General features: G+C 73.0%; 11 protein-coding genes and 1 pseudogene. 7 read left to right on the top strand and 5 right to left on the bottom strand.

Going from position 1 to position 19,066, the window contains the following annotated elements; all coding sequences use genetic code 11:
* The first annotated feature begins 100 nt into the window (after nucleotides 1-100).
* The 4 genes and pseudogenes from WMF29_RS22085 to WMF29_RS22100 form a co-directional block, all read left to right on the top strand.
* Nucleotides 101-1,822, top strand: a complete 1,722-nt coding sequence (locus tag WMF29_RS22085) for a serine/threonine-protein kinase (protein ID WP_437330726.1) — start codon at nucleotides 101-103, stop codon at nucleotides 1,820-1,822.
* Between the two features lie 4 nt (nucleotides 1,823-1,826).
* Entirely contained in the window at nucleotides 1,827-2,705 is an 879-nt protein-coding gene (locus WMF29_RS22090) for a hypothetical protein (RefSeq protein ID WP_437330727.1), read from the top strand.
* A complete protein-coding gene (locus tag WMF29_RS22095) occupies nucleotides 2,705-3,565 on the top strand; it encodes a formylglycine-generating enzyme family protein (protein ID WP_437330728.1) in 861 nt (286 codons plus the stop codon). The genes WMF29_RS22090 and WMF29_RS22095 overlap by 1 nt, the downstream gene beginning before the upstream one ends.
* A gap of 308 nt (nucleotides 3,566-3,873) precedes the next feature.
* Nucleotides 3,874-4,023: pseudogene (locus WMF29_RS22100) on the top strand (hydrolase); the annotation flags it as partial.
* A 115-nt stretch (nucleotides 4,024-4,138) separates the two neighbouring features.
* Here WMF29_RS22100 and WMF29_RS22105 read toward each other — a convergent pair.
* Nucleotides 4,139-5,617: a sigma 54-interacting transcriptional regulator gene (locus WMF29_RS22105; protein WP_437330729.1), complete on the bottom strand. Its 1,479-nt coding sequence runs from the start codon at nucleotides 5,615-5,617 to the stop codon at nucleotides 4,139-4,141.
* A 280-nt stretch (nucleotides 5,618-5,897) separates the two neighbouring features.
* Here WMF29_RS22105 and WMF29_RS22110 point away from each other — a divergent pair, with 280 nt between their 5' ends.
* The gene (locus tag WMF29_RS22110) at nucleotides 5,898-7,532 is read left to right on the top strand and encodes an endo alpha-1,4 polygalactosaminidase (RefSeq protein WP_437330730.1); all 1,635 of its coding nucleotides are present in this window, start codon (nucleotides 5,898-5,900) and stop codon (nucleotides 7,530-7,532) included.
* Nucleotides 7,533-7,597: 65 nt separating this feature from the next.
* On the opposite strand, the gene WMF29_RS22115 is transcribed toward WMF29_RS22110, so the two are convergent.
* Together WMF29_RS22115 and WMF29_RS22120 are read right to left on the bottom strand one after the other, a co-directional pair.
* Nucleotides 7,598-12,535, bottom strand: coding sequence for an MG2 domain-containing protein (locus tag WMF29_RS22115; protein ID WP_437330731.1), 4,938 nt, complete (start codon nucleotides 12,533-12,535; stop codon nucleotides 7,598-7,600).
* A 192-nt stretch (nucleotides 12,536-12,727) separates the two neighbouring features.
* Entirely contained in the window at nucleotides 12,728-13,609 is an 882-nt protein-coding gene (locus tag WMF29_RS22120) for a hypothetical protein (RefSeq protein WP_437330732.1), read from the bottom strand.
* Nucleotides 13,610-14,076: 467 nt separating this feature from the next.
* On the opposite strand from WMF29_RS22120, the gene WMF29_RS22125 reads away from it, so the two are divergent.
* Nucleotides 14,077-14,874 (top strand): hypothetical protein, encoded by a 798-nt coding sequence (locus WMF29_RS22125; protein WP_437330733.1) that lies wholly within the window; start codon nucleotides 14,077-14,079, stop codon nucleotides 14,872-14,874.
* Between the two features lie 356 nt (nucleotides 14,875-15,230).
* Complete coding sequence (locus WMF29_RS22130; protein WP_437330734.1) at nucleotides 15,231-16,175, top strand: bifunctional methylenetetrahydrofolate dehydrogenase/methenyltetrahydrofolate cyclohydrolase; 945 nt, start codon at nucleotides 15,231-15,233, stop codon at nucleotides 16,173-16,175.
* 55 nt (nucleotides 16,176-16,230) lie between these two features.
* On the opposite strand, the gene WMF29_RS22135 is transcribed toward WMF29_RS22130, so the two are convergent.
* Nucleotides 16,231-17,886 (bottom strand): protein kinase domain-containing protein, encoded by a 1,656-nt coding sequence (locus WMF29_RS22135; RefSeq protein WP_437330735.1) that lies wholly within the window; start codon nucleotides 17,884-17,886, stop codon nucleotides 16,231-16,233.
* 162 nt (nucleotides 17,887-18,048) lie between these two features.
* A complete protein-coding gene (locus tag WMF29_RS22140; RefSeq protein ID WP_437330736.1) occupies nucleotides 18,049-18,864 on the bottom strand; it encodes a hypothetical protein in 816 nt (271 codons plus the stop codon).
* Between the last annotated feature and the right edge of the window lie 202 nt (nucleotides 18,865-19,066).

Raw genomic sequence — 19,066 nt, forward strand, 5'->3', positions numbered from 1 at the left:
GAAGACGAAGACGAACGACGTCAATCGACACGAGCCCGTCGCTCCATCTCCTTCACAGGGGTGGGCCCGGCGCCGGCGCCTCCCAGAGGCGGCGCCGGGCGTGCTCGTGTATCATCCCATCGGCATGTCGCCGGAGCCGTCGCAGCCCAGGCCCATCGGGCGATATCTGCTGTACAGCCCGATCGCGTCCGGCGGGATGGCGTCCGTGCACCTCGGCCGGCTCGTCGGCGACGCGGGCTTCTCGCGCACCGTGGCCATCAAGCGGCTGCACCCCGCGCTCGCCGAGGCGCCCGAGATCGCCGAGAGCCTGCGCGACGAGGCCCGCATCGTCGCGCGCATCCAGCACCCCAACGTCGTCGCCATGGTCGACCTCCTCCTCGCCGAGGACGAGGCGTTCCTGGTCATGGAGTACGTGCGGGGCGAGTCGCTCGCGCGGCTGCTCCGGGCGGCGCGCGCGCGCGGCGCGCCGGCGCCGGTCCCCATAGTCGCGAGCATCGCGTGCGGCGCGCTCCACGGCCTGCACGCGGCCCACGAGGCGTGCAGCGAGTCGGGCGATCCGCTGGGCATCGTGCATCGGGACGTCTCGCCCGAGAACGTGCTCGTCGGCGTCGACGGAACGGCGCGGCTGCTCGACTTCGGCATCGCCAAGGCGCGCGGGCGGCTCAGCACCACCCGCGGCGGGCAGATCAAGGGCAAGCTCGCGTACATGGCGCCCGAGCAGCTCCTCTGTGCCGATGTGACCCGGCGGACCGACGTGTTCGCGGCGGGCGCGGTCCTCTGGGAGGCGCTCGCAGGCTGCCGGCTCTTCGACGGCGGCGACGAGGGCGCCCTCATCCGGGCCGTGCTCGAGAAGCCGATCCTGCCCCCGAGCTCGCTCGCGGCGCACGTGCCGCCTGCGCTCGACGCCATCGTCCTCCGTGCGCTCGAGCGGAACGCGGAGGGCCGCTACCCGACCGCCCGCGAGCTCGCGGTCGCCATCGAGGACGCCGTGCCGCTCGCGTCGCCGCGCGCCGTGGGCGAGTGGGTGGAGGAGCTCGCCGGCGACGCGCTCGCGCGGCGGGCGGCCCGCGTCGCCGCGATCGAGAGCGCGTCGGCGGCGATCCCGAGCGCCCCCGCGACGCCGAGCGCGGGCGCGGCCGCGCTGGGCGGGCCGAGCGAGTCCAGCGGTGGGAGCGGACGTGAGTCCATCGCGAAGAGCCATCCGGGGCGTGGGCTGGCAGAGACCGCGCCCGCGATCCCGTCGAGGGCCCTCGATCAGGGGATGCTCGCAGCCGAGCACCCGCCCGGATCGGTGACATCCAGCGTGGTCTCGCTGGGACTCCCCGCGACGGACGGCACGCGGCGCGACGGTCCGCCCCCCATGGCGAGGAAGCGCGCGCGTCCGCGGCTCGCGCTGCTCGGCGCGCTGGTCCTCGGCGGCGCGGCCGTGCTCGCGGCGCAGTCGTGGAGCCGCGCCCCTCCCGGCCCGGAGGACGCCGCGCGCGCGGTCCACGCGCCCGCGGCGCAGCCGGCCAGCGCCTCGGCGGCGAGCGCGGCGAGCACCATCGCGGCAAGCCCGACGAGCGCCGCCGCGGCTGACCCGACGAGCGCCGCCGCGGCTGACCCGACGAGCGCCGCCGCGGCTGCCCCGGCGAGCGCCGCCGCGGCTGACCCGGCGAACGCGGTCACGCCGGCGCCCGCACAGCGCTCGGCGCGCCCTGCCGCCGGCACGCGCGCGCCCGCACCCGCGGCGCGCGCGACCCGCGCCGACGCCCAGCGCTGCTCCCCGCCCTATACCGTGGACAAGGCCGGCATACGCCGGCTCAAGCCTGAGTGCCTGTGAACCGATGATCCCTCCGTGTCCCACCCGCGCCCGGCTCGCGCTCTCCCTCGCCGCCGCGGCGGCGCTCTCGCTCACCGGCGCCCGCACCGACGCCGCGCCGGACAAGCAGGCGTGCGCCGCCGCTTACGAGCGCGCGCAGGGCCTCCGCCGCGACGGCCGGCTGATCGAGGCGCGCGACGCGCTCGTCGCCTGCTCGCAGCCGACGTGCCCGGCGGCCGCCGTGGCCGACTGCGGGCCGTGGCTCGCCGAGGTCGAGCAGAGCCTGCCCTCCGTGGTGGTCGCCGCGAGGGACGCGCACGGGCGAGAGCGCCTCGACGTGCGCGTGCTCGTTGACGGGCGCCCCCTCGCCGCGGCGCTCGACGGCAAGGCGCTGCCGGTGGACCCGGGCCCGCACACCTTCCGCTTCGAGCCCGCGACCGGCCCCGCCGTCGAGGAGCGCGTGCTGATCCGCGAGGGCGAGAAGAACCGCCCGCTCACCGTGATCCTGGGCGCGGCTTCGACCGGCGCGCCCCCCTCGCCTCGCCCGCTCGCCCCGGGCGCCGCGCCGCCCGCGGAGCCCTCGGTCCCGGGGCTCGTGTGGGCTTCCGGCGCCGTCGGCGTCGCGGGGCTCGCCGTGTTCGCCGTCGCCGGCGCCCTCTCGCTGAGCGCCGAGGCCGACCTGCGCGCCACGTGCGCCCCGCGCTGCACGGAGGCTGAGGTGCGCGCCATCCGGGTCCAGCACGCGGTCGCCGACATCGGCCTCGGCGTGGGCGTCGTCGCGCTGGGCGCCGCGGCGTGGCTCTACATGACCCGGCCGGCCGCGGCGCAGCCCTCGAAGGCCGGCGCGGCGGCGCTCTGGCCGTTCGTCGCCGGCAACGCCGCGGGCGTCGCGGGGTCCTTCTGATGCGCGCGTCGGCCCGCGCCCGCGGCGGCGCCGCCGCCCTGGCGGCGGCCCTCCTCTCGGCGTGCTCGCTCGTACGGCCGCTGCACGGCCTCACCTGCGAGCCCGGGGCCGGCAACGCCTCGTGCCTGTACGGCCAGCCCTGCGACGCCAGCGCCGACTGCACGACGGCCGCCTGCACCGAGGGCGTCTGCCAGTGCCCCGCCGGCATGGTGACGATCGAGAGCTCGTTCTGCATCGACCAGACCGAGGTGTCGAACGCCGCCTACCGCGCCTTCCTGGCCACGCAGCCGGACCTCGCGGCGCAGGAGCCGTTCTGCTCGTTCAACAGCACCTTCGATTTCGACGACACCGGGCCCGACGCGCCCCTCGTGTGCACGACGCGCCGCAAGGAGGACGAGCACCCTGCCACCTGCATCGACTGGTGCGACGCGCGCGCCTTCTGCAGGAGCCAGGGCAAGCGCCTCTGCGGCGAGCGCCACGGCGGCCCGCTGCCGTTCCGCGGCGACATGGCGCAGGGCGAGTGGTTCGACGCGTGCAGCAAGCACGGCGCGCTCGCATACTCCACCGGCGAGTTCGACGCTCTCCAGTGCAACGGCGACAGCACCGAGACGGTGCCTGTCGGCGACGACGCCAGCCTGGCGTGCGAGGGCGGCTATCTCGGCCTGCAGCACATGAGCGGAAACGTCCGCGAGTGGGAAGACGCGTGCTCCGACGACGTCGGCCCAGGCGACCTCTGCAGGACCCGGGGCGGGGCGTTCGACAGCGGGGGAGCGCTCGAAGAGCTCCGGTGCGACGCGCGCGACGAGCGCGAGCGCGCCGACACCGATCACACGATCGGGTTCCGCTGCTGCAGCGGGTAGCGCCGCGACGGCGCCGGCGGCCGCTCGCCCTCTTCCTTCGACGCCGAGAGGAGCGCGCGAGCTCGTCGAATAATACCCTCCGGAGGCGCCCGGCCGGCGGCGGTCCAGGACGAACCCGCGATCTTCGTCGCTCGACTTCGGGCCGCTCGAGGATCACAAGAGCCCCCGGCTCCCGGCAGTTTCGTCCAGGGACGTCCGATCGCGACCGCATAGGGTGACGACCGCGCCGGCCCGAGGGGGGGCGCGGACGCCGCTCATGATCGGCAAGGTCGTTCATTCGACCGTCAATGGCAGGAGCGATGAGAGATATGAACCAGTATCAAAAGCTGTATACACCCCAGGACACCGCCGTTGTCTTCATCGATCATCAGCCGCAGATGATGTTCGGCGTCGCCAACATCGATCGCGCGACGCTGATCAACAACGTGACGCTCCTCGCGAAGGTGGCGAAGGAGTACGCCTACACGATGGTCCACCACGCGCCCCAGTCCGCGGCGAAGCCGCAGATCGTGCCGAAGAAACCCGGCCACTGAATCCGGCCATCAGGCGGCCCGCAGGTGCGCTCCCCGAGGCTCACCGCCTGATGTCGTACTTGTCCAGCTTGTAGAGCAGCGCGCGCCGCGAGATGCCGAGCCGCTTCGCCGCGCGCGTCTGGTTGTTCCCCTCGGCGGCGAGGGCGTCCTCGATGCTCCTCTTCTCCAGCTCGGCGAGGCGCGCGGGCATCGTCCCGCCGTCGGCGGACGGCGGCGGCGCCCCCGTGCTCGCCGGGGGCGCGCTCGCGGGGGGCGCGGCGCCCTCGGCGCCCTCCACCACGGAGGCCGGCAGGTGCTCGACGTCGATGACGCCGCCCTCGGCCAGCACGACGGCGTGCTCCACCGCGTTGCGCAGCTCGCGCAGGTTGCCGGGCCACGCGTGCGCCTCGAGCGCCTGCATCGCCGCGGGCGCGAAGCGCGGCGCCCGCTCCCCCATGCGCCCGGCGACCTGCTGCGCGAAGCGGTGTACGAGCAGCGCGATCTCGGCGCGCCGCTCGCGCAGCGGCGGGACGCGGAGGACGAACGTGCTGATGCGGTAGTAGAGATCCTGCCGGAACCTCCCGGCCGCCACCTCGGCCTGGAGGTCCCGGTGCGTGGCGCACACGACGCGCACGTCGAGCTCGATCTCCTGCGTGCCGCCGATCCGGGCCACGCGCCGGCTCTCGAGCACGCGCAGCAGCTTGGCCTGCATGGCGAGGGGCATCTCGCCGATCTCGTCGAGCAGCAGCGTGCCGCCCTGCGCCGCCTCGAAGTAGCCGATCTTGCGGCGATCCGCCCCGGTGAAGGCGGCTTTCTCATGCCCGAAGAGCTCGCTCTCGAGCAGCGCCTCGGGCAGCGCCGCGCAGCTCAGCCGCACGAACGGGCCGCCTGCGCGCGGGCTGGCGCGGTGGAGCTGCTCGGAGACGACCTCTTTCCCCGCGCCCGTCTCGCCGAGCACGAGCACCGTCGTCTGCGCGCGCGCGAGGCGCTGCACCACCTGGAAGACCTTCACCATCGCCTCGTCCGCGACGACGAAGCCGGCGCCGGGGCCGGAGGGCGGGCCCTCCAGCGCCTCCGGCGCGGCCCCCGGCGGCGCCGCCTCGACGGGCGCCGGCGCCGCGATCGCGACGACGATCTCGGCCGGGCCGATGCGGATCACGTCGCCGCCGGCGAGGGCCCGCTCCGCCCCGCGCACGACGGCGCCGTTCACCGACGTGCCATTGCGGCTCCCGAGGTCGACGAGCGCGACGGTCTGGCCCCGCCGCGCGACGCGCGCGTGGTTGCGCGAGACGCGGGCGTCGTCGACCCAGACCGTGGACTCCGGCGCGCGGCCGACCGCGACCACATTGCCGTCGGTGAGATCGATCACCCGCGCCGCGCCATCACCGGCGCGGACGATCAGGGAGGCCTGACCCTGGGGCGTCCGCTCGCTGGGCGCGCTCTCCGCGGCGTCGAGCTCGGTCGCGACCTCGGCCGCGGCAGGCGGCGGCTCCGCGCTCGGCGGAGAAGCTGCCTGTCGACGAGGGTCTCGCTCCGCCATGCCGTTCGAAGGTTGCGCAAGTGTACGACGCTTGCGCAACCCGCGGCAACGGCAGCGCGCACCGCCGCGCGGAAGACGCGGAGCGCGCGCTGGTCCCCGCCTTGCAATGCTTCTGCGGCGCGCACGGACCAGCGCCGCTGCGGCGCGCGGAGATGCTGCGGGAGCCGCCATCGCCCGGGCCATCGCGGGGACCGGAGCGTCCGGAGACGCGTCGCGCCGACGACGCGTCGCGCCGACGTGCGCCTGGCTTCACCTACGACCAACACGACAGGAGACGAGCATGACTTATCCCATCCGACCGGCGTCCTCTCTCGCGATCTGCGGCGCCCTGCGCCATGCCCTCGTGAGCCTGGTCGCGACGCTCGCCGCCGCAGGGTGCGGCGCGGATTCGGGCTCCGACGCGGAGATCGCCTCGGCGGCGAGCGGCGACGCGGTCACCGGCGCGCTCACGATGACCTGCTCCAAGCTGACGGTGAGCCGGGGGAGCATCGGCGCCGGGCAGACGGCCGCCGCGCTCGCGACGGCGGATCTCACGGGCCAGCAGGACGTGTGGAGCAAGTACGTCGAGTTCGCGCCCGGCACGAGCGCGACGTGCGAGTACGCGCTCCCGTCGGGCACCTCGGCGGCGCAGCTCGCGTCCCTCGCGCTGGGCGTGAATTATCGCGGCCCCGCGAGGACGGCCATGCGCTGGACCTTCGAGGCGTGGGACGCGGCCGCCCGCGCCTGGGTCCCGGTCGGCGACAACGCGTTCGCGCGCGACTGGTCCTGGACGAGCGCGAGCCTGGCCCTGCCGGGGCCGCTCGGGCGGTTCGTGGCGGGCGGTACCCTCAAGATCCGGTACGCGACGAGCAGCTCCGCCGACAGCTCGATGCTCGACAAGCTCGTCCTCACGGGCACGACCAGCGGCGGCTCCACCGGCACCGGTGGCTCCGGCACCGGCGGCTCAGGCGCCGGCGGCTCCACCGGCACCGGCGGCTCAGGCTCCGGCGGCTCCACCGGCACCGGCGGCTCCGGCGCCGGCGGCTCTACTGGCACCGGCGGCTCTGGCGCTGGCGGCTCCGGTGCTGGCGGCTCAGGCGGCTCCACCGGCACCGGCGGCTCCGGCGCCGGCGGCTCCACCGGCACCGGCGGCTCAGGCTCAGGCGGCTCCACCGGCACCGGTGGCTCAGGCTCAGGCGGCTCCACCGGCACCGGTGGCTCCACCGGCGGCATCTGGGTCCCCGCGCCGGGGACGACGTGGCAATGGCAGCTCACGGGCACCATCGACACCAGCCTCGATGTCGCCATGTACGATATCGACCTCTTCGACGCCCCGCAGGCGAAGATCGACACGCTGCGCGCGGCCGGAAAGAAGGTGATCTGCTACTTCAGCGCGGGGAGCAGCGAGGACTGGCGCGACGACGCGTCGAGCTTCCCCGCCGCAGGGCTCGGCAATCCGCTCGACGGCTGGCCGGGCGAACGGTGGCTCGACACCCGCAACGCCGGCGTGCGCAACGTCATGAAGGCTAGGCTGGATCTGGCGGTGCAGAAGCGCTGCGACGGCGTGGAGCCCGACAACGTCGACGGCTACACCAACAGCCCCGGCTTCCCGCTGACGGCGGCGACGCAGCTCGATTACAACCGCTTCCTGGCCGCCGAGGCGCACGCGCGGGGGCTGTCCATCGGGCTGAAGAACGATCTCGATCAGGTGAAAGATCTGGTGGGGAGCTTCGACTGGGCCCTGAACGAGGAGTGCCACGAATACGGCGAGTGCGAGATGCTCACCCCGTTCATCCGCGCCGGCAAGGCGGTGTTCCACGCGGAGTACGTCGACGCCTCGAAGGCAAACGCCGTCTGCTCCGCCACGAAGCCGCTCGGGCTCTCGACCTTGATCAAGAAGCTCGACCTCGACGCCTGGCGCGTCGCCTGCCCCTGATCCACGCGCCGGCGCAGGGGCGCTGGCCGCGCACCCGCGGTCAGCGCCCTCGCCCGGTCAGCCCTTCACTCCCCCGCCACCTCGAGGAGCTGCGCTCCAGAGTAGCTCTGCTGTTCCGGCTGGTAGTACGGGTGCACCTCGGCGCCGCCGTCCTCCGCCCTGACAGGCATGGTCGCCTGCAATCGGTAAGCGAAGGCGACAGCGCGGCCCGCAGGGATCTCCTTCACATAGAGGATCAGCTGCTTGCCCGTGATCTCGAACTTCGAGAGCTGGCCCGCGGCGATGTACTCCTGGAGATCCTCGGTCAGGAGCTGGAAGCCGGGCGGCAGCCCGACGGTCACGAGGACCATGCTCTGCACCGAGTCCGTCTTGTTCTGGACGCTCAGCGACGCGGTCACGATGTCGTCCACGTACAGCTGGGTCTTGTCGTACGCCACGCTGACCGCGAGCGGGCCTCCCGCGTCGTTCGGGACCGCGGCCCACGGCAGGTTGTGGCGGCTCACCAGGTTGTAGCTGAGCTTCCCCTCCCCCGAGAACGAGAGCGCGACGTCGTGCGCGCCCGCGGTCGCGAGGTGCGTGAGGTCGACCGTCGTCATGACGTCGGCCTGGTCCTCGCGCAGGGAGACCGTGCCCGCCGCCGCGCCGTCGACCGCGACGGTCACCGTCCCCGTGGCGCCCTCCGTCCCCTTGCTCGCGGCGAGGAGCAGGGTGCGCAGGCTCCAGATCGTCGCCTGGGTGGAGCCGAAGTTGCCATTCGGGTCCTTCGACTGGGTCAGGAACTTCACGCCGCCGTCGGCGCTCGGCCGGTGGGCGCCCGCGGAGAGCAGCGCGTGGGTCGCGAGCGCGGTGGTCGTGACCTTGGCGTCGTTCCCGGACTCGTAGAACGAGGTCTGCGTGCCGCCGTCATCCCAGTAAAACGCATCTCCTTCCGCGGTCTTGCGCGCATCCAGGGCGTCGAGCACCTGGTCCGTCAGCGCCCCGGAGGGGTCGGCCACGGCGAGCGCGTTGGCCGCGATCGCCAGCGTGTACAGGTCGTCGGTCGCCGGCTTCAGCGAGCGGCCCAGGTAGGCGAGCCCCTTCCCGATCTCGGGCCCCGTGTACCCCGCGCTCGCGAGCGCCCAGAGCACGAAGGCGCTGTTGCGGAGCGTGCCCGTGTGGAAGCTGAAGAACTCGGTCTGGTCGCCTTCCCACGTGCCGTCCGCCTTCTGCTGCCCGGCGAGCCAGTTGACGGTCCGGGCGAGCATCGCCTCGTCCACGGTGTGGACCTTGATCATGTCGGCGAACTCCATGACGCCGAACGCGGTGACCGACAGGTACGGATGCCCGTCCTGCTCGCCGAACCACGAGAAGCCGCCGCCGGAGTGCTCGAACGTGAGCAATCGCTGGTACCCGGCCGAGATCAGCGACTCGGCCTTCATCTGGATCTCCGGGGTGATCTGGCCTGTCTGCTTCATGTACTGCGTGACGAGCACGTTGGGCCAGGTCGTCGAGGTGGTCTGCTCGAAGCAGCCATTCGGGACCTGGAGCATGCTGTCCATCCCGCTCACGACCTGCGACAGGAACGCGGGGTAGATCTCGAGATAGAGCTGGTTCGAGCCGGGGACCGCGTCCGCAGGGAACGACAGCGCGTGTTCGGCGCTGCCCGGCGCGAGCGTGCCAGACTGGCTCTCTGCGAACGGCTTCCCGTCCGGGACCACCCGCACGGTCCGGGCCACGGCGTCGGCGCCCGCGCTGCCCCGCGCGGTGACCGTGAGCGAGTTGACGCCCACCGTGTTCACCTTCACCGGGAACCGGACGCCGCGCACCTCGCCCGCCGCGAGGGACACCGTCGTCGACGTCGCGCCGAGCGGCGTGTACCAGCTCCCCGGCTCGAGGCTGAGATCGACCGTCTGCGGCGTCTCCAGGTAGTTGTAGACCGCGATCGGGAACTCGACCTCATCGCCGCGCGTGAGCGTCGCCGGGAAGCTCACGTCGACGAAGAAGTCCTGGAACACCTTGAAGCCGCTCTGGATGCCGCCGAGCTTGCCGTCCGTGGAGTTCGCCAGCGCCGAGAGCCGCCACTCGGTGATGCTGTCCGCGAGCGGGATGCTCAGGGTGGCCGTGCCGTCGGGGCTAGTGATCACGCTCGGGTTGACGTAGAGGGTCTCCGGGAACTCGCGCCGGACGCGCGGCCCGCCCCCGTTGTTGCCGCCGCCGGGATCCGGGGTCGGATTCCCGGCAGAGCCGCCGCCCGCTCCGGTTCCTCCGGTCGCGGCGCCATTGGCCCAGCCGCCGTCCGCGCCGCCGGGGATGCCCCCTTCTGCCCAGTCCTGCGTGGGCACCTGGACCCCGAGATCGCTGAACGCGAACGCGAACGTCGCGTCGTCCTGGCTCTGCTCCACCTCGTCGGGCCCCGACGATTGCAGCGTGAACCCGCTCCAGCTGGAGGCCACCCGGTACGCGTTGCCCCACACGTCGAAGGCGCGCAGGCGCTCGGCGACCCGGCTCCCCAGCAGCTCGACGTACGCGCCCCCGCTGCACTGGAACTGGGTGCCGTCGCAGCCGAGCGCCTTCAGCTCCTGCGCGGCGGCCGCGGTGGCCTCCGCGAGCCAGGGCTTCATCACGCCCTTCTGGCGCTCGTAGAACGGCGCGAGCTCCTCCGGCACCTTCGCCAGCACGGCGGGCCACGTGCGCTCCTGCAGGCCGGTGAGCGACGTGCCGGCGAGCGCGGCGAGCGAGGCCTGGGTCTTCACCTGCGCGGCCTCGGCCTTCTCGGGGTCCTCGCTCGCGGTCGCGTTGAACAACAGGTCCTGGAGGTTCGCGGCCGGGCCGTGGATCTCGTAGCTCGGCTTCGCGAACTCGTCCTCCAGCTCGAAGTAGGTGCGGAGCAGCCCGGGCTGGGCGTCGACGAGCGCGAAGACCGCCTGATCGACCACCTGGACGCCGAGCGCGGCGACCTTCGGGTTCCCCGCGTCGTCCTTGACCGACAGCCGCAGCGTCGCCGTCTCCCCCGGCGCATACAGGGGCTTGTCGGCCTCGACCTCGACGCTCAGCGCGGAGTCGCCGCGCGCAAACACGGTGCGGCCGGAGCGGACCAGGTTGCCATCGTCGTCGACCAGGTACGCCTCGACCCGGTTGCTGCCGAGCAGGCCGGCGTCGACAGGCATGCTGAAATGGGCGCGCCCGCCCTCGAGCTCGAGAGAGCGCATGTCGACGGCCTGGCCGTCGTTCAGCCAGTCGACGTAGACGCTGCCGGCCTCCTCGCTGGACTCGATGGTGACCTCGACCGTCTCGCCGGTCTCGTAGACGGCCCGGTCGGTGCGCACGAGGAGGTGCTCGCCGCCCGTCTGTGTGACGAACGAGAACTTCCGCGTGACCGCCCGCTCGCCCACCGTCGCCCGCACCTCGAACGCGCCGTCCGCCGTGGCGACCGGCGGCGTGAAGCTCACCACGGCCTGGCCGAAGGCGTCGGTGCGCGCGGTGAGCTGCGTGCCGTCGGGCGCCGTGATGACCGCCTCCGTGTCGGGGAGCGGCGCCCCGAGCGGGTCGGTGACGAAGAGAAGAAGGGTGTTGGGGATCCCCGGGACGAGCTCGCGCGCCTCGGGCACGAGCACGATCGAGGCCGCGTCGGCGGCGACCTTGACCGGGATCGCCTTCGTGACCTCCTGCCCCGCCGTGTCCGCGACGGTGACGGTGAGCGTCACGGCCGCGTCGCCCTGCTCCAGCGGCAGGCCCGCGAGGCTCCGCGGAAGCGTCAGGCTGAACCCGTAATGGCCCTCGGCGTCGAGCTCGCCCACGATGCGCTGGAACGTCGTCTGACCGACGTCCAGCGACGCCGCCTCGATGGTCACGCCGCCGCCGGCGACGTTCTTGCCGAAGAAATAGCGCGCGTCGATGGTGCCGGTCAGCGTGTCGCCCGCCGTGTACCACGGCCTGTCGGTCCTCACGGCGACCTCGAACTTGGGCAGCGCGTACTGCCCCACGGTCACGACCTTCTCCGTCGTGGTCTCCCCGCTCACGAGGCGCACCTTGAACTCGCCGGTGTTCACGATGGAGCCGATCCGGAACGTCGTCGCGGCGACGCCATAAGCGTCGGTCACGATGGGCTTCTTGAAGATCTTGTTGCCCTTGCCGTCCTCCACCTCGAACGTGATCGGCTCGCGGACGAGCGGCGCGTTGTTCCCCCGCTCGAGCGCGAGCGCGCGCAGGTGGATCGTCTGGCCGGGCTTGTAGAGCGGCTTGTCGGTGGTGAGGAGCAGCTTCGGGCCGGGGCCCTCGACGGTGACGCTCGCGGTGAGGGCCGCGTTGACGCCGAAGCCGAGCGCCTGCGCGGAGACGGGGTGCGCCCCGAGCGCGCCGGGCTCCACCTCGAACACCGCGGCGCCGAGCGCGTCCGTCGTCCCTCGGAGCGGCCGCGCCCCCTCGCCCACCGCGAGCTCGACATCCACCTTGGGCACCGGCTGGTGGGTGAAGGCGTCGGTCGCGCGCACGCGGTAGCTCGCGGTGCGGCCGCGAACCACGCGCGCCGGCCCCTCGAGCTGCACGTCGTAGGGCGGGATGACGCGGAGGAGGCTGCGCGTGACGAGCAGCCCCTCCTCCGACCCGTCGTCGACGCGGACGAGGTACCGCGCGAGGCCCGGCTGCGCGCTCACGGCCGGCGCCGGAAGGCGCGCCTCCGCGGTCGTCGCCGTCCCGCCCGCGATCTCCAGGTCGACATCGGTCGTGCCTTGTTCCTTGTCCGCGTCGAGATCGACGAGCGTGACGCGCAGGTGGCCGCTCGTCGCGCCGGCGGTCAGGTTGCGCACCGGGATCTGGAGGCGCAGATCGCTCCCGTCGATCACGCCCAGCAGCCTCGCTTCGTCGATCTCGAGCGTGCCGTTCCGGGGTTGATCGGGGCGACCGAGCGTCGTTGGCGGGGCCTCATCCGAGGAGCACCCCGCCGCGAACGCGCTCGCCAGCGCCAGCGCGGCGAGCAGGTGGGGAGAGCTCCAGCGTCGGCGGAGAGCATCGAAGCGTACGCGCATAAGTCCAAATCCTCCCGAGCGGCGCTGGCACATCCCCAGCGGCCGGCGCGTTGATTGCATACGACGTACCAAGATGTTTTACAGCCCACGAGCAGCAAATCCGCGGGAATAGACGCAGACCGCGCGCGGGAGATGCGCCACGCTGTGCCAAGGTTCTGGCTCACCGGCGCCTCCCGGCGCGCCGGTGTCCGTTCACATGGGGAACTCGGGCAGATAGCCGAGGTTCTTGTCGGGGTGCGCCGCGCGTGCGGCGTCGATGCTCTCGGCGCAGCAGGTCCCCTCGCCGGTGAGGGCGCCGTCGATGGCGAACTCGACCCGGAGCGGCCCCGCGTCTCCGGGGCGGGAAGGGACGATGTACCCGTCGACGCGCCGGAGCGCGGGCACCTCTCCGGCGGTCACCCGGGACTGACCCGGCAGCACGATCATGTTCTTGCCCGGGTACGCGCTCCGCGCCTCCGCGACGGTATCGGCGCAGCAAAAGCCGCCGGCGGTGGCCACGCCATCGTTGGCGAAGGTGACGTGGAATCGCCCTCCGAGCGAGCCCTCCTGCAGGATGTAGCCGTCGATGCCGATCAGCGACGGGTGCGCCGCGCAGCGGTTCACCTCGCCGCCGCCCCCGCAGCGCGCCGGGAGCGCGCACCCGCTGCAGACGACCTGCCTGGCCTTGCCGCACCGATCGACGGCCTCGAAGCCGCCGCACTCCTGGCCGCGCGCGGTGCAGAGCTCGCCGTCGGTCTCCGGCGTACACACCGGCCCACCCCCGCCTTCGCCGCCGCTGCCGCTGCCGCTGCCGCCTTCGCCGCTGCCGCCGCCCTGGCCGACGCTACTGCCTTCGCCGCTGCTACCGCCTTCGCCGCTGCTGCCGCCTTCGCCGCTGCTGCCGCCTTGGCCGACGCTACCGCTTTCGCCGTTGCTCCCGCCTTCACCGCCGCTCGCCCCGGCGCCATGACCGCTGCCGCTGCCGCTGCCGTCACCGCCGCTGCCGCCGTCGCCGCCGCTGCTGCCACCTCCGAAGTCTCGTACTGTCGTCGAACAGCCCTGCGCCGCAGCCAACCACAGAACGGCTGGCCCCATCAGCATTGCGTATCGAGCTCGCATCATCCCCATGATCTCGAGCGATAACACCACTTCAGTCACGGCTCAACGCAAAGCCTATGGCGCCTCGCCGGCGCGCGAGATCGCAAACGACCGCGCCCCGGCGATACATCCGCGCAGGATCGCGGCAACACGGTTTCTCACAGCGTCACGGCATTTCGAGGTCATGGTATCGCGCTGTCACGGAATCACGAGGGCACGGCAACACGGCGTCGCGCGGCCATCAGCGCTCTCGTGCGCGTCGACGACGCCGCTGCGACTCGACGACTCGATGAGCCGAGGATCGGCGACCACCTGCGTGCGATGGCGAGGCCGCGCGGCGCGCCCGGCCCATGGGATGGGGTCGACCGGTCACGAGGGTCCGCGCCGTGCTCCCCTGGACATCGGGATCCGACCGTCTCAGGTTCTCGCCCGAGCGCGAGGCGCTTCGCCGCCGAGGAGGGACCATGCAGTTCGACTTCGAGATGCCCGTGTTGGCCGACGGAGGCCTCGATGCGGGCGTGCTCGACCGCGTCCTGGTCGACCGGGAGCGGGGCGTGCTGACCCACGTGGTGCTCCGTTCTCCGCTGGCGAGCGAGGAGCTGCTGATCTCGATGGATCTCGTGCAGGGCACGACGGACGGGCACCTCCGCTTGCGGTCCGGCCGTGACGATCTGCTGGCGCTGCCTCGGTACTACGAAGGGCGGACGACCGCGCAGCCGCCGGGGCGCGTCGATACCTCGCTCGTGCCGCAGCCGCCCGAGCTGAGGCAGGAGCTGGAGGAGGCGCTCGGGGTCACGGACGATACGGTCGAGCTCGGCCCCGACACGCGGGTGATGACCGCCGACGAGGCCGAGGCGCAGCTCGTGGGCATCGGCGCGAACGATCCTGGCAACGACATCTCGCGGATCCGCGTGCGCGGCCCCGCGGGCGCCGAGGCCGACTTCCCCGCCTCCTGGATCGACGTGATGCGCGAGGACGTGGTGGCGCTGAAGGTGACCCGGGACGATGTCTTGCGCTCTCGTCCGGCGCCCAGACGCCGGGACGGAAACGTCGCGAGCCTCGAGGGGCTCTCGGGCATGGGCGGACGCGACGGCGACACGCCCGAGGAGGTGTTCGGAGCGAATTTCGTCGATGAGCTGCGCGGCAAGGGCGGTATGGTCCTCCGCGTGCCCGGCGCCGGCAGCCCCACCGAGGCGGAGGGCAACCGCGTGGCGGCGCCCGCGGTGGACACGGGCCCGGAGCAGCGGTCCTCCTCGCGATGAGCTCGTGAGCCGGGCGCGGCGGCGCTCCGGAGGGCTGGAGTCTCCGCCCCCGGCGCGCTCCCCTCCTCCGCCCCTGCAGGAGCCATGGCTGGGATGGGCACGTCGCGCGTCCAGCGCGGCGCGATACCGCCCTGCGGGGAACTCCATCCCACGAAGCGCCCGAGTCAACGATCGCGCATCGCGCCGGCGGGAATCGATGGGAATCGACGGGAATCAACGGAACCAGCGGGGGAATCGACGGAACCAGCGAAAAGGAACGTAAGAGTCGGCAGGGCTGGCAGCGCAGGCAGAGTCGAGAGTGTCGCCCCGCCGGAAACTTGACACCGATGCTCGCGCGTGCTCGTCTCCGCCCCAGGATGGACCCTCACCACATTCCGCCGAGCCCGGGCGCTCGCACGGCCAGCGTCCTCGATCCGACCGCGGTGGCGGAGACGTTCCGCAGCGGGATCCGGGCGGAGCTCGCGGCGCTGCCCGAGCCGCTGGTCCTGGTCGGTGTGCTCGCGGCGGATCACGGGCCGTCGTACACGTACGCGGAGTACACGCGCAAGGCGTGCGAGGACGTGGGGGTCCGCTTCGAGATCCGCCACGCGACGCGGCTCGACGCCGAGGAGGCCATCCGCGCGGCGAACGAGGACGCGCGCGTGCACGGGATGATGGTGTATTACCCGATCTTCGGCACGGAGCAGGACGTGTACTTGCGGGACAGCGTCGATCCCGCGAAGGACATCGAGGGGCTCCACACGTTCTGGGCGCGCTGCCTGTACCAGAACCAGCGCTTCCTGGACGAGGCGAAGACCAGGAAGGCGATCCTGCCGTGCACGCCGCTGGCGATCCTCAAGCTGGTCGAGGCGGCCGGCTTCTTCGGCGAGGGGGAGCGGCCGCTCGAGGGCCGGCGCGTGTGCATCTTCAACCGGAGCGAGGTCGTCGGGAGGCCGCTCGCGAGCATGATGGCGCACGACGGAGCCCACGTGACCTCGTTCGACATCGACGGTCCGTTGCTCTTCGTGCCCAGCGCCTCGGGCGACTCGCACGAGGTGCGCGAGACGACGGTGGACCGGGCGACCGCGCTGCGGCAGGCGGACATCGTGGTGACCGGCGTGCCCTCACGGAGCTTCCCGGTCGTGCAAGGCGCCGAGATCCGCGAGGGCGCCCTCTGCATCAACTTCTCCACCTTCAAGAACTTCAGCGACGATATCCACAGCAAGGCGAGCGTGTTCGTGCCCCGCGTCGGCCCCATGACGGTGACGATGGCGATCCGAAACAGCCTGCGGCTCTACAAGAACACCCACCCGGGCGGGTGAGCTCGCTCGCGGCGCCGGGCGCGAGCGCACGGGCTCCTCGCCGCGCAGCGGCCGGTCACATGTGGTCGGTGGGATCGTCCCGAGGGATCCGGGGCCTCGGGGGCAACGGCGCCCGTTTCCTGGCGGACGATGACGGCGCCGGCGGCGCGGGCGCGCTGGTCGGCGCCTCGGAGGCCGAAGGCGCGCCCGGCGCGGCCGTCGCGCTGTGGGAGGGCGGCGGCGCAGGCTCCGGTGATGCGGTTGACGGCGCGGCGGCGGGCAGCGCGGACGCGGAGGCAGGCGAGGCGGCCGGGTCGGGCGGCGACGTCGGTTCGCCGCCCGGCGCGGGTGCGCGAAGGACCGCATAGGTGACGAGCCCGAGGGCGAGCGCGCTCGCGCCCAGGGCCAGCGAGATCCAGGCGCGGCGGCTGTCGGCTCTCGTCGGGGCGAGGGTATTTCCAGCCGACGTCAACGTGCTGACGGCCCCCTGGAACGCCGGCGCAGCGCCCTCCGGGGCGCCGCCGCGTGGAGAGCCGTGGAAGGGGGGCCCTGCTTCGTTCGGCAGCGTGGGCACGGACGCGCTGGAGACGGCGCCCATCGTGCCGGGGCTCGGTCCCATCATTCCAGGGCTCGCCGCATCTGGACGCGGCCCTGTCGCATCTGGACGCGACCCTATCGCATCTGGACGCGCCCCTATCGCATCTGGACGCGACCCTGTCGCATCTGGACGCGACCCTGTCGCATCTGGACGCGACCCTGTCGCATCTGGACGCGACCCTATCGCATCTGGGCTCGCGGCCATCGTGCCGCCACGGACGGCGAGCAGCGGAGACGGGCCCTCCGCAGGAACCGACGGCTGGAGACGTCGGGTCTCCGACCGCGCCGCGGAGGCCGCCGCGCCGAACGCCTCGGCGAGCTCGCTTGCGCCCTGAAACCGATGCGCCGGGTCGCGCGCGAGCGCCCGCGAAAAGAACCCATCCACATCGGGCCCGAGCTCCGGCACGACGCTGGATGCGAGGGGGGCGTCCTCCGTGCAGATCGCCACGAACACCTCGCCGATCTCCTCGCCCGGGAATGGAAGACCGCCGGTGAGGCAGCGATAGGCGATCACGCCGACGGACCAGAGATCGCTGCGCCAGTCGAGGGTCTTGCTGCGGCGCACCTGCTCGGGGCTCATGTAGTAGGGCGAGCCGACGAGCGTGCCTGTCTTCGTCTCGTTGCCAGCCAGCAGCGTGCCCTGGGCCTTGGCGATCCCGAAGTCGAGGACCTTCACGAGCTCGTCCTCGTCCTGCCGCGAGAGAAAGAGGTTCGCCGGCTTGAGGTCGCGGTGGACGATCCCCATCTCGTGCGCGCGACGCAGGGCCTTGCACACCTGCGTGACGATGCCGAGCGTGGCCGCCATGGAGAGGCGCCCCTCCCGCGAGAGCCGCGTCTCGAGATCCTCGCCGTCGAGGAGCTCCATCACGAGGAAAGGCGTGTCGCCCTCGACCCCATAATCGTGCACGTGGACGACGTTCGGTATCTTGAGCTGCGCCGCGGCCCTCGCCTCGCGCTCGAAGCGCGCCCGCGCGGTGGACGAGGCAGCGTACTCGGGCGCCATGAGCTTGACCGCGACCGTGGCGTCGAGCTGGAGGTGCCGGGCCACCCAGATGGACCCCATCCCGCCCCGCGCGAGCGTGCGCTCGAGGCGGTATCTACCGGCGACGACGCTGCCTTCTGCGAGCGAATTCATGAGCCTCGGCCTCTCGCTGGGAACGCGCGCCCAGGGCTCAGGAGTCGAGCAGCCGGGGCGCCTCGCGCCCAACGAAGCAAACGAACGGGCCCACCGCAACAGGATCCGACCCGGACCGCGCGCCGCGTCCTTGCGCCTCGACCGGATCGCCGAGCTCGCGGCCTATTTGCGCCTCGGCCGTGTCGCCGAGCTCGCGGCGTCGCGCGGCGCCGTCGCGAGGGCGCCTCGCCCGGCGCCCTGCGGCGCGCGGAGATCGCTCGCGCGCGCCCGCCGCGCGGGAGGGCTGCCTTGCGACGTCAGCGCCTCCAGGGCGGCGCGCAGCTCGGCGCGCACGTGCGGGCCGAGGAGCTTCTCCGCCATGGCGCTCAGGCGTCCTGCGAACGCGGCCATGATGCAGCCCGCGCGCTGGTCGTCGCGCTCCGGCGCGCCCGAGCGCCGGTAGTGCCGCGCGTAGTCGCCCGTGATCGCCCCGAGATCGCCGCCGACGTGGACCGCCTGCCTCATGAAGAGCCGCGCGGCGCGCTCGTTGGTGATCGACGGCATCTGCGCCAGGGTCATGGCCACCTCGGTCCTGCCCACGGCGAGCAGCATGGAGACCACACGCTGGCGTGCGAGCTCGACGAGCCTCGGCGCGAGGGCGTGCTCGTCGAAGACGTGGACGCTCGCCGGCACGAGCGCTCCGCCTTCCGTGCCGAGCTCGCTCAGGAACGCGTTCAGCACCGGCGAGCGCGTCGGCGCGGCGCGCACGTACTCCCGGGCGCCGCCCGCGTTCGACGGGCCGCCCGGCGAGCTCGGGCCGGCGGCGGGCTTCGCGCGCGGCCCGGGCTGCGCCGACCGCCCGCGCCGTGCCCGCTCGAAGTGCCGGTCCGCCCTCCCCGCGCGCTCGTTCTCCGCGGCAGCGCCCGTCGCGCCGAGCAGCGCGGCCAGCCCCGCCGCGTGGGCGGCGGTGACGTGCGGAGGTGGTTGCTTGCTGGACATTCGAGCAGATCCTCTCGCCTGGAGAGCTCATCGAGCGCTTATCACGCCGCACGAACGGTTGTACAGCGCTGAACGTCGGTTCCCGGGCGGGCGCACGCGGCCATGGGGTCGTGGCGAGGCGGCACGCCGCGCGAGGTCACGGGGTCATGGCGCGGCGCCCCCCTTGCGCGCGGCGGGACGCTGCGAGCGTCCAGCGGCGTGG

The organism is Sorangium sp. So ce381, from assembly GCF_051473845.1.
GTDB lineage: Bacteria > Myxococcota_A > Polyangia > Polyangiales > Polyangiaceae > Sorangium > Sorangium atrum.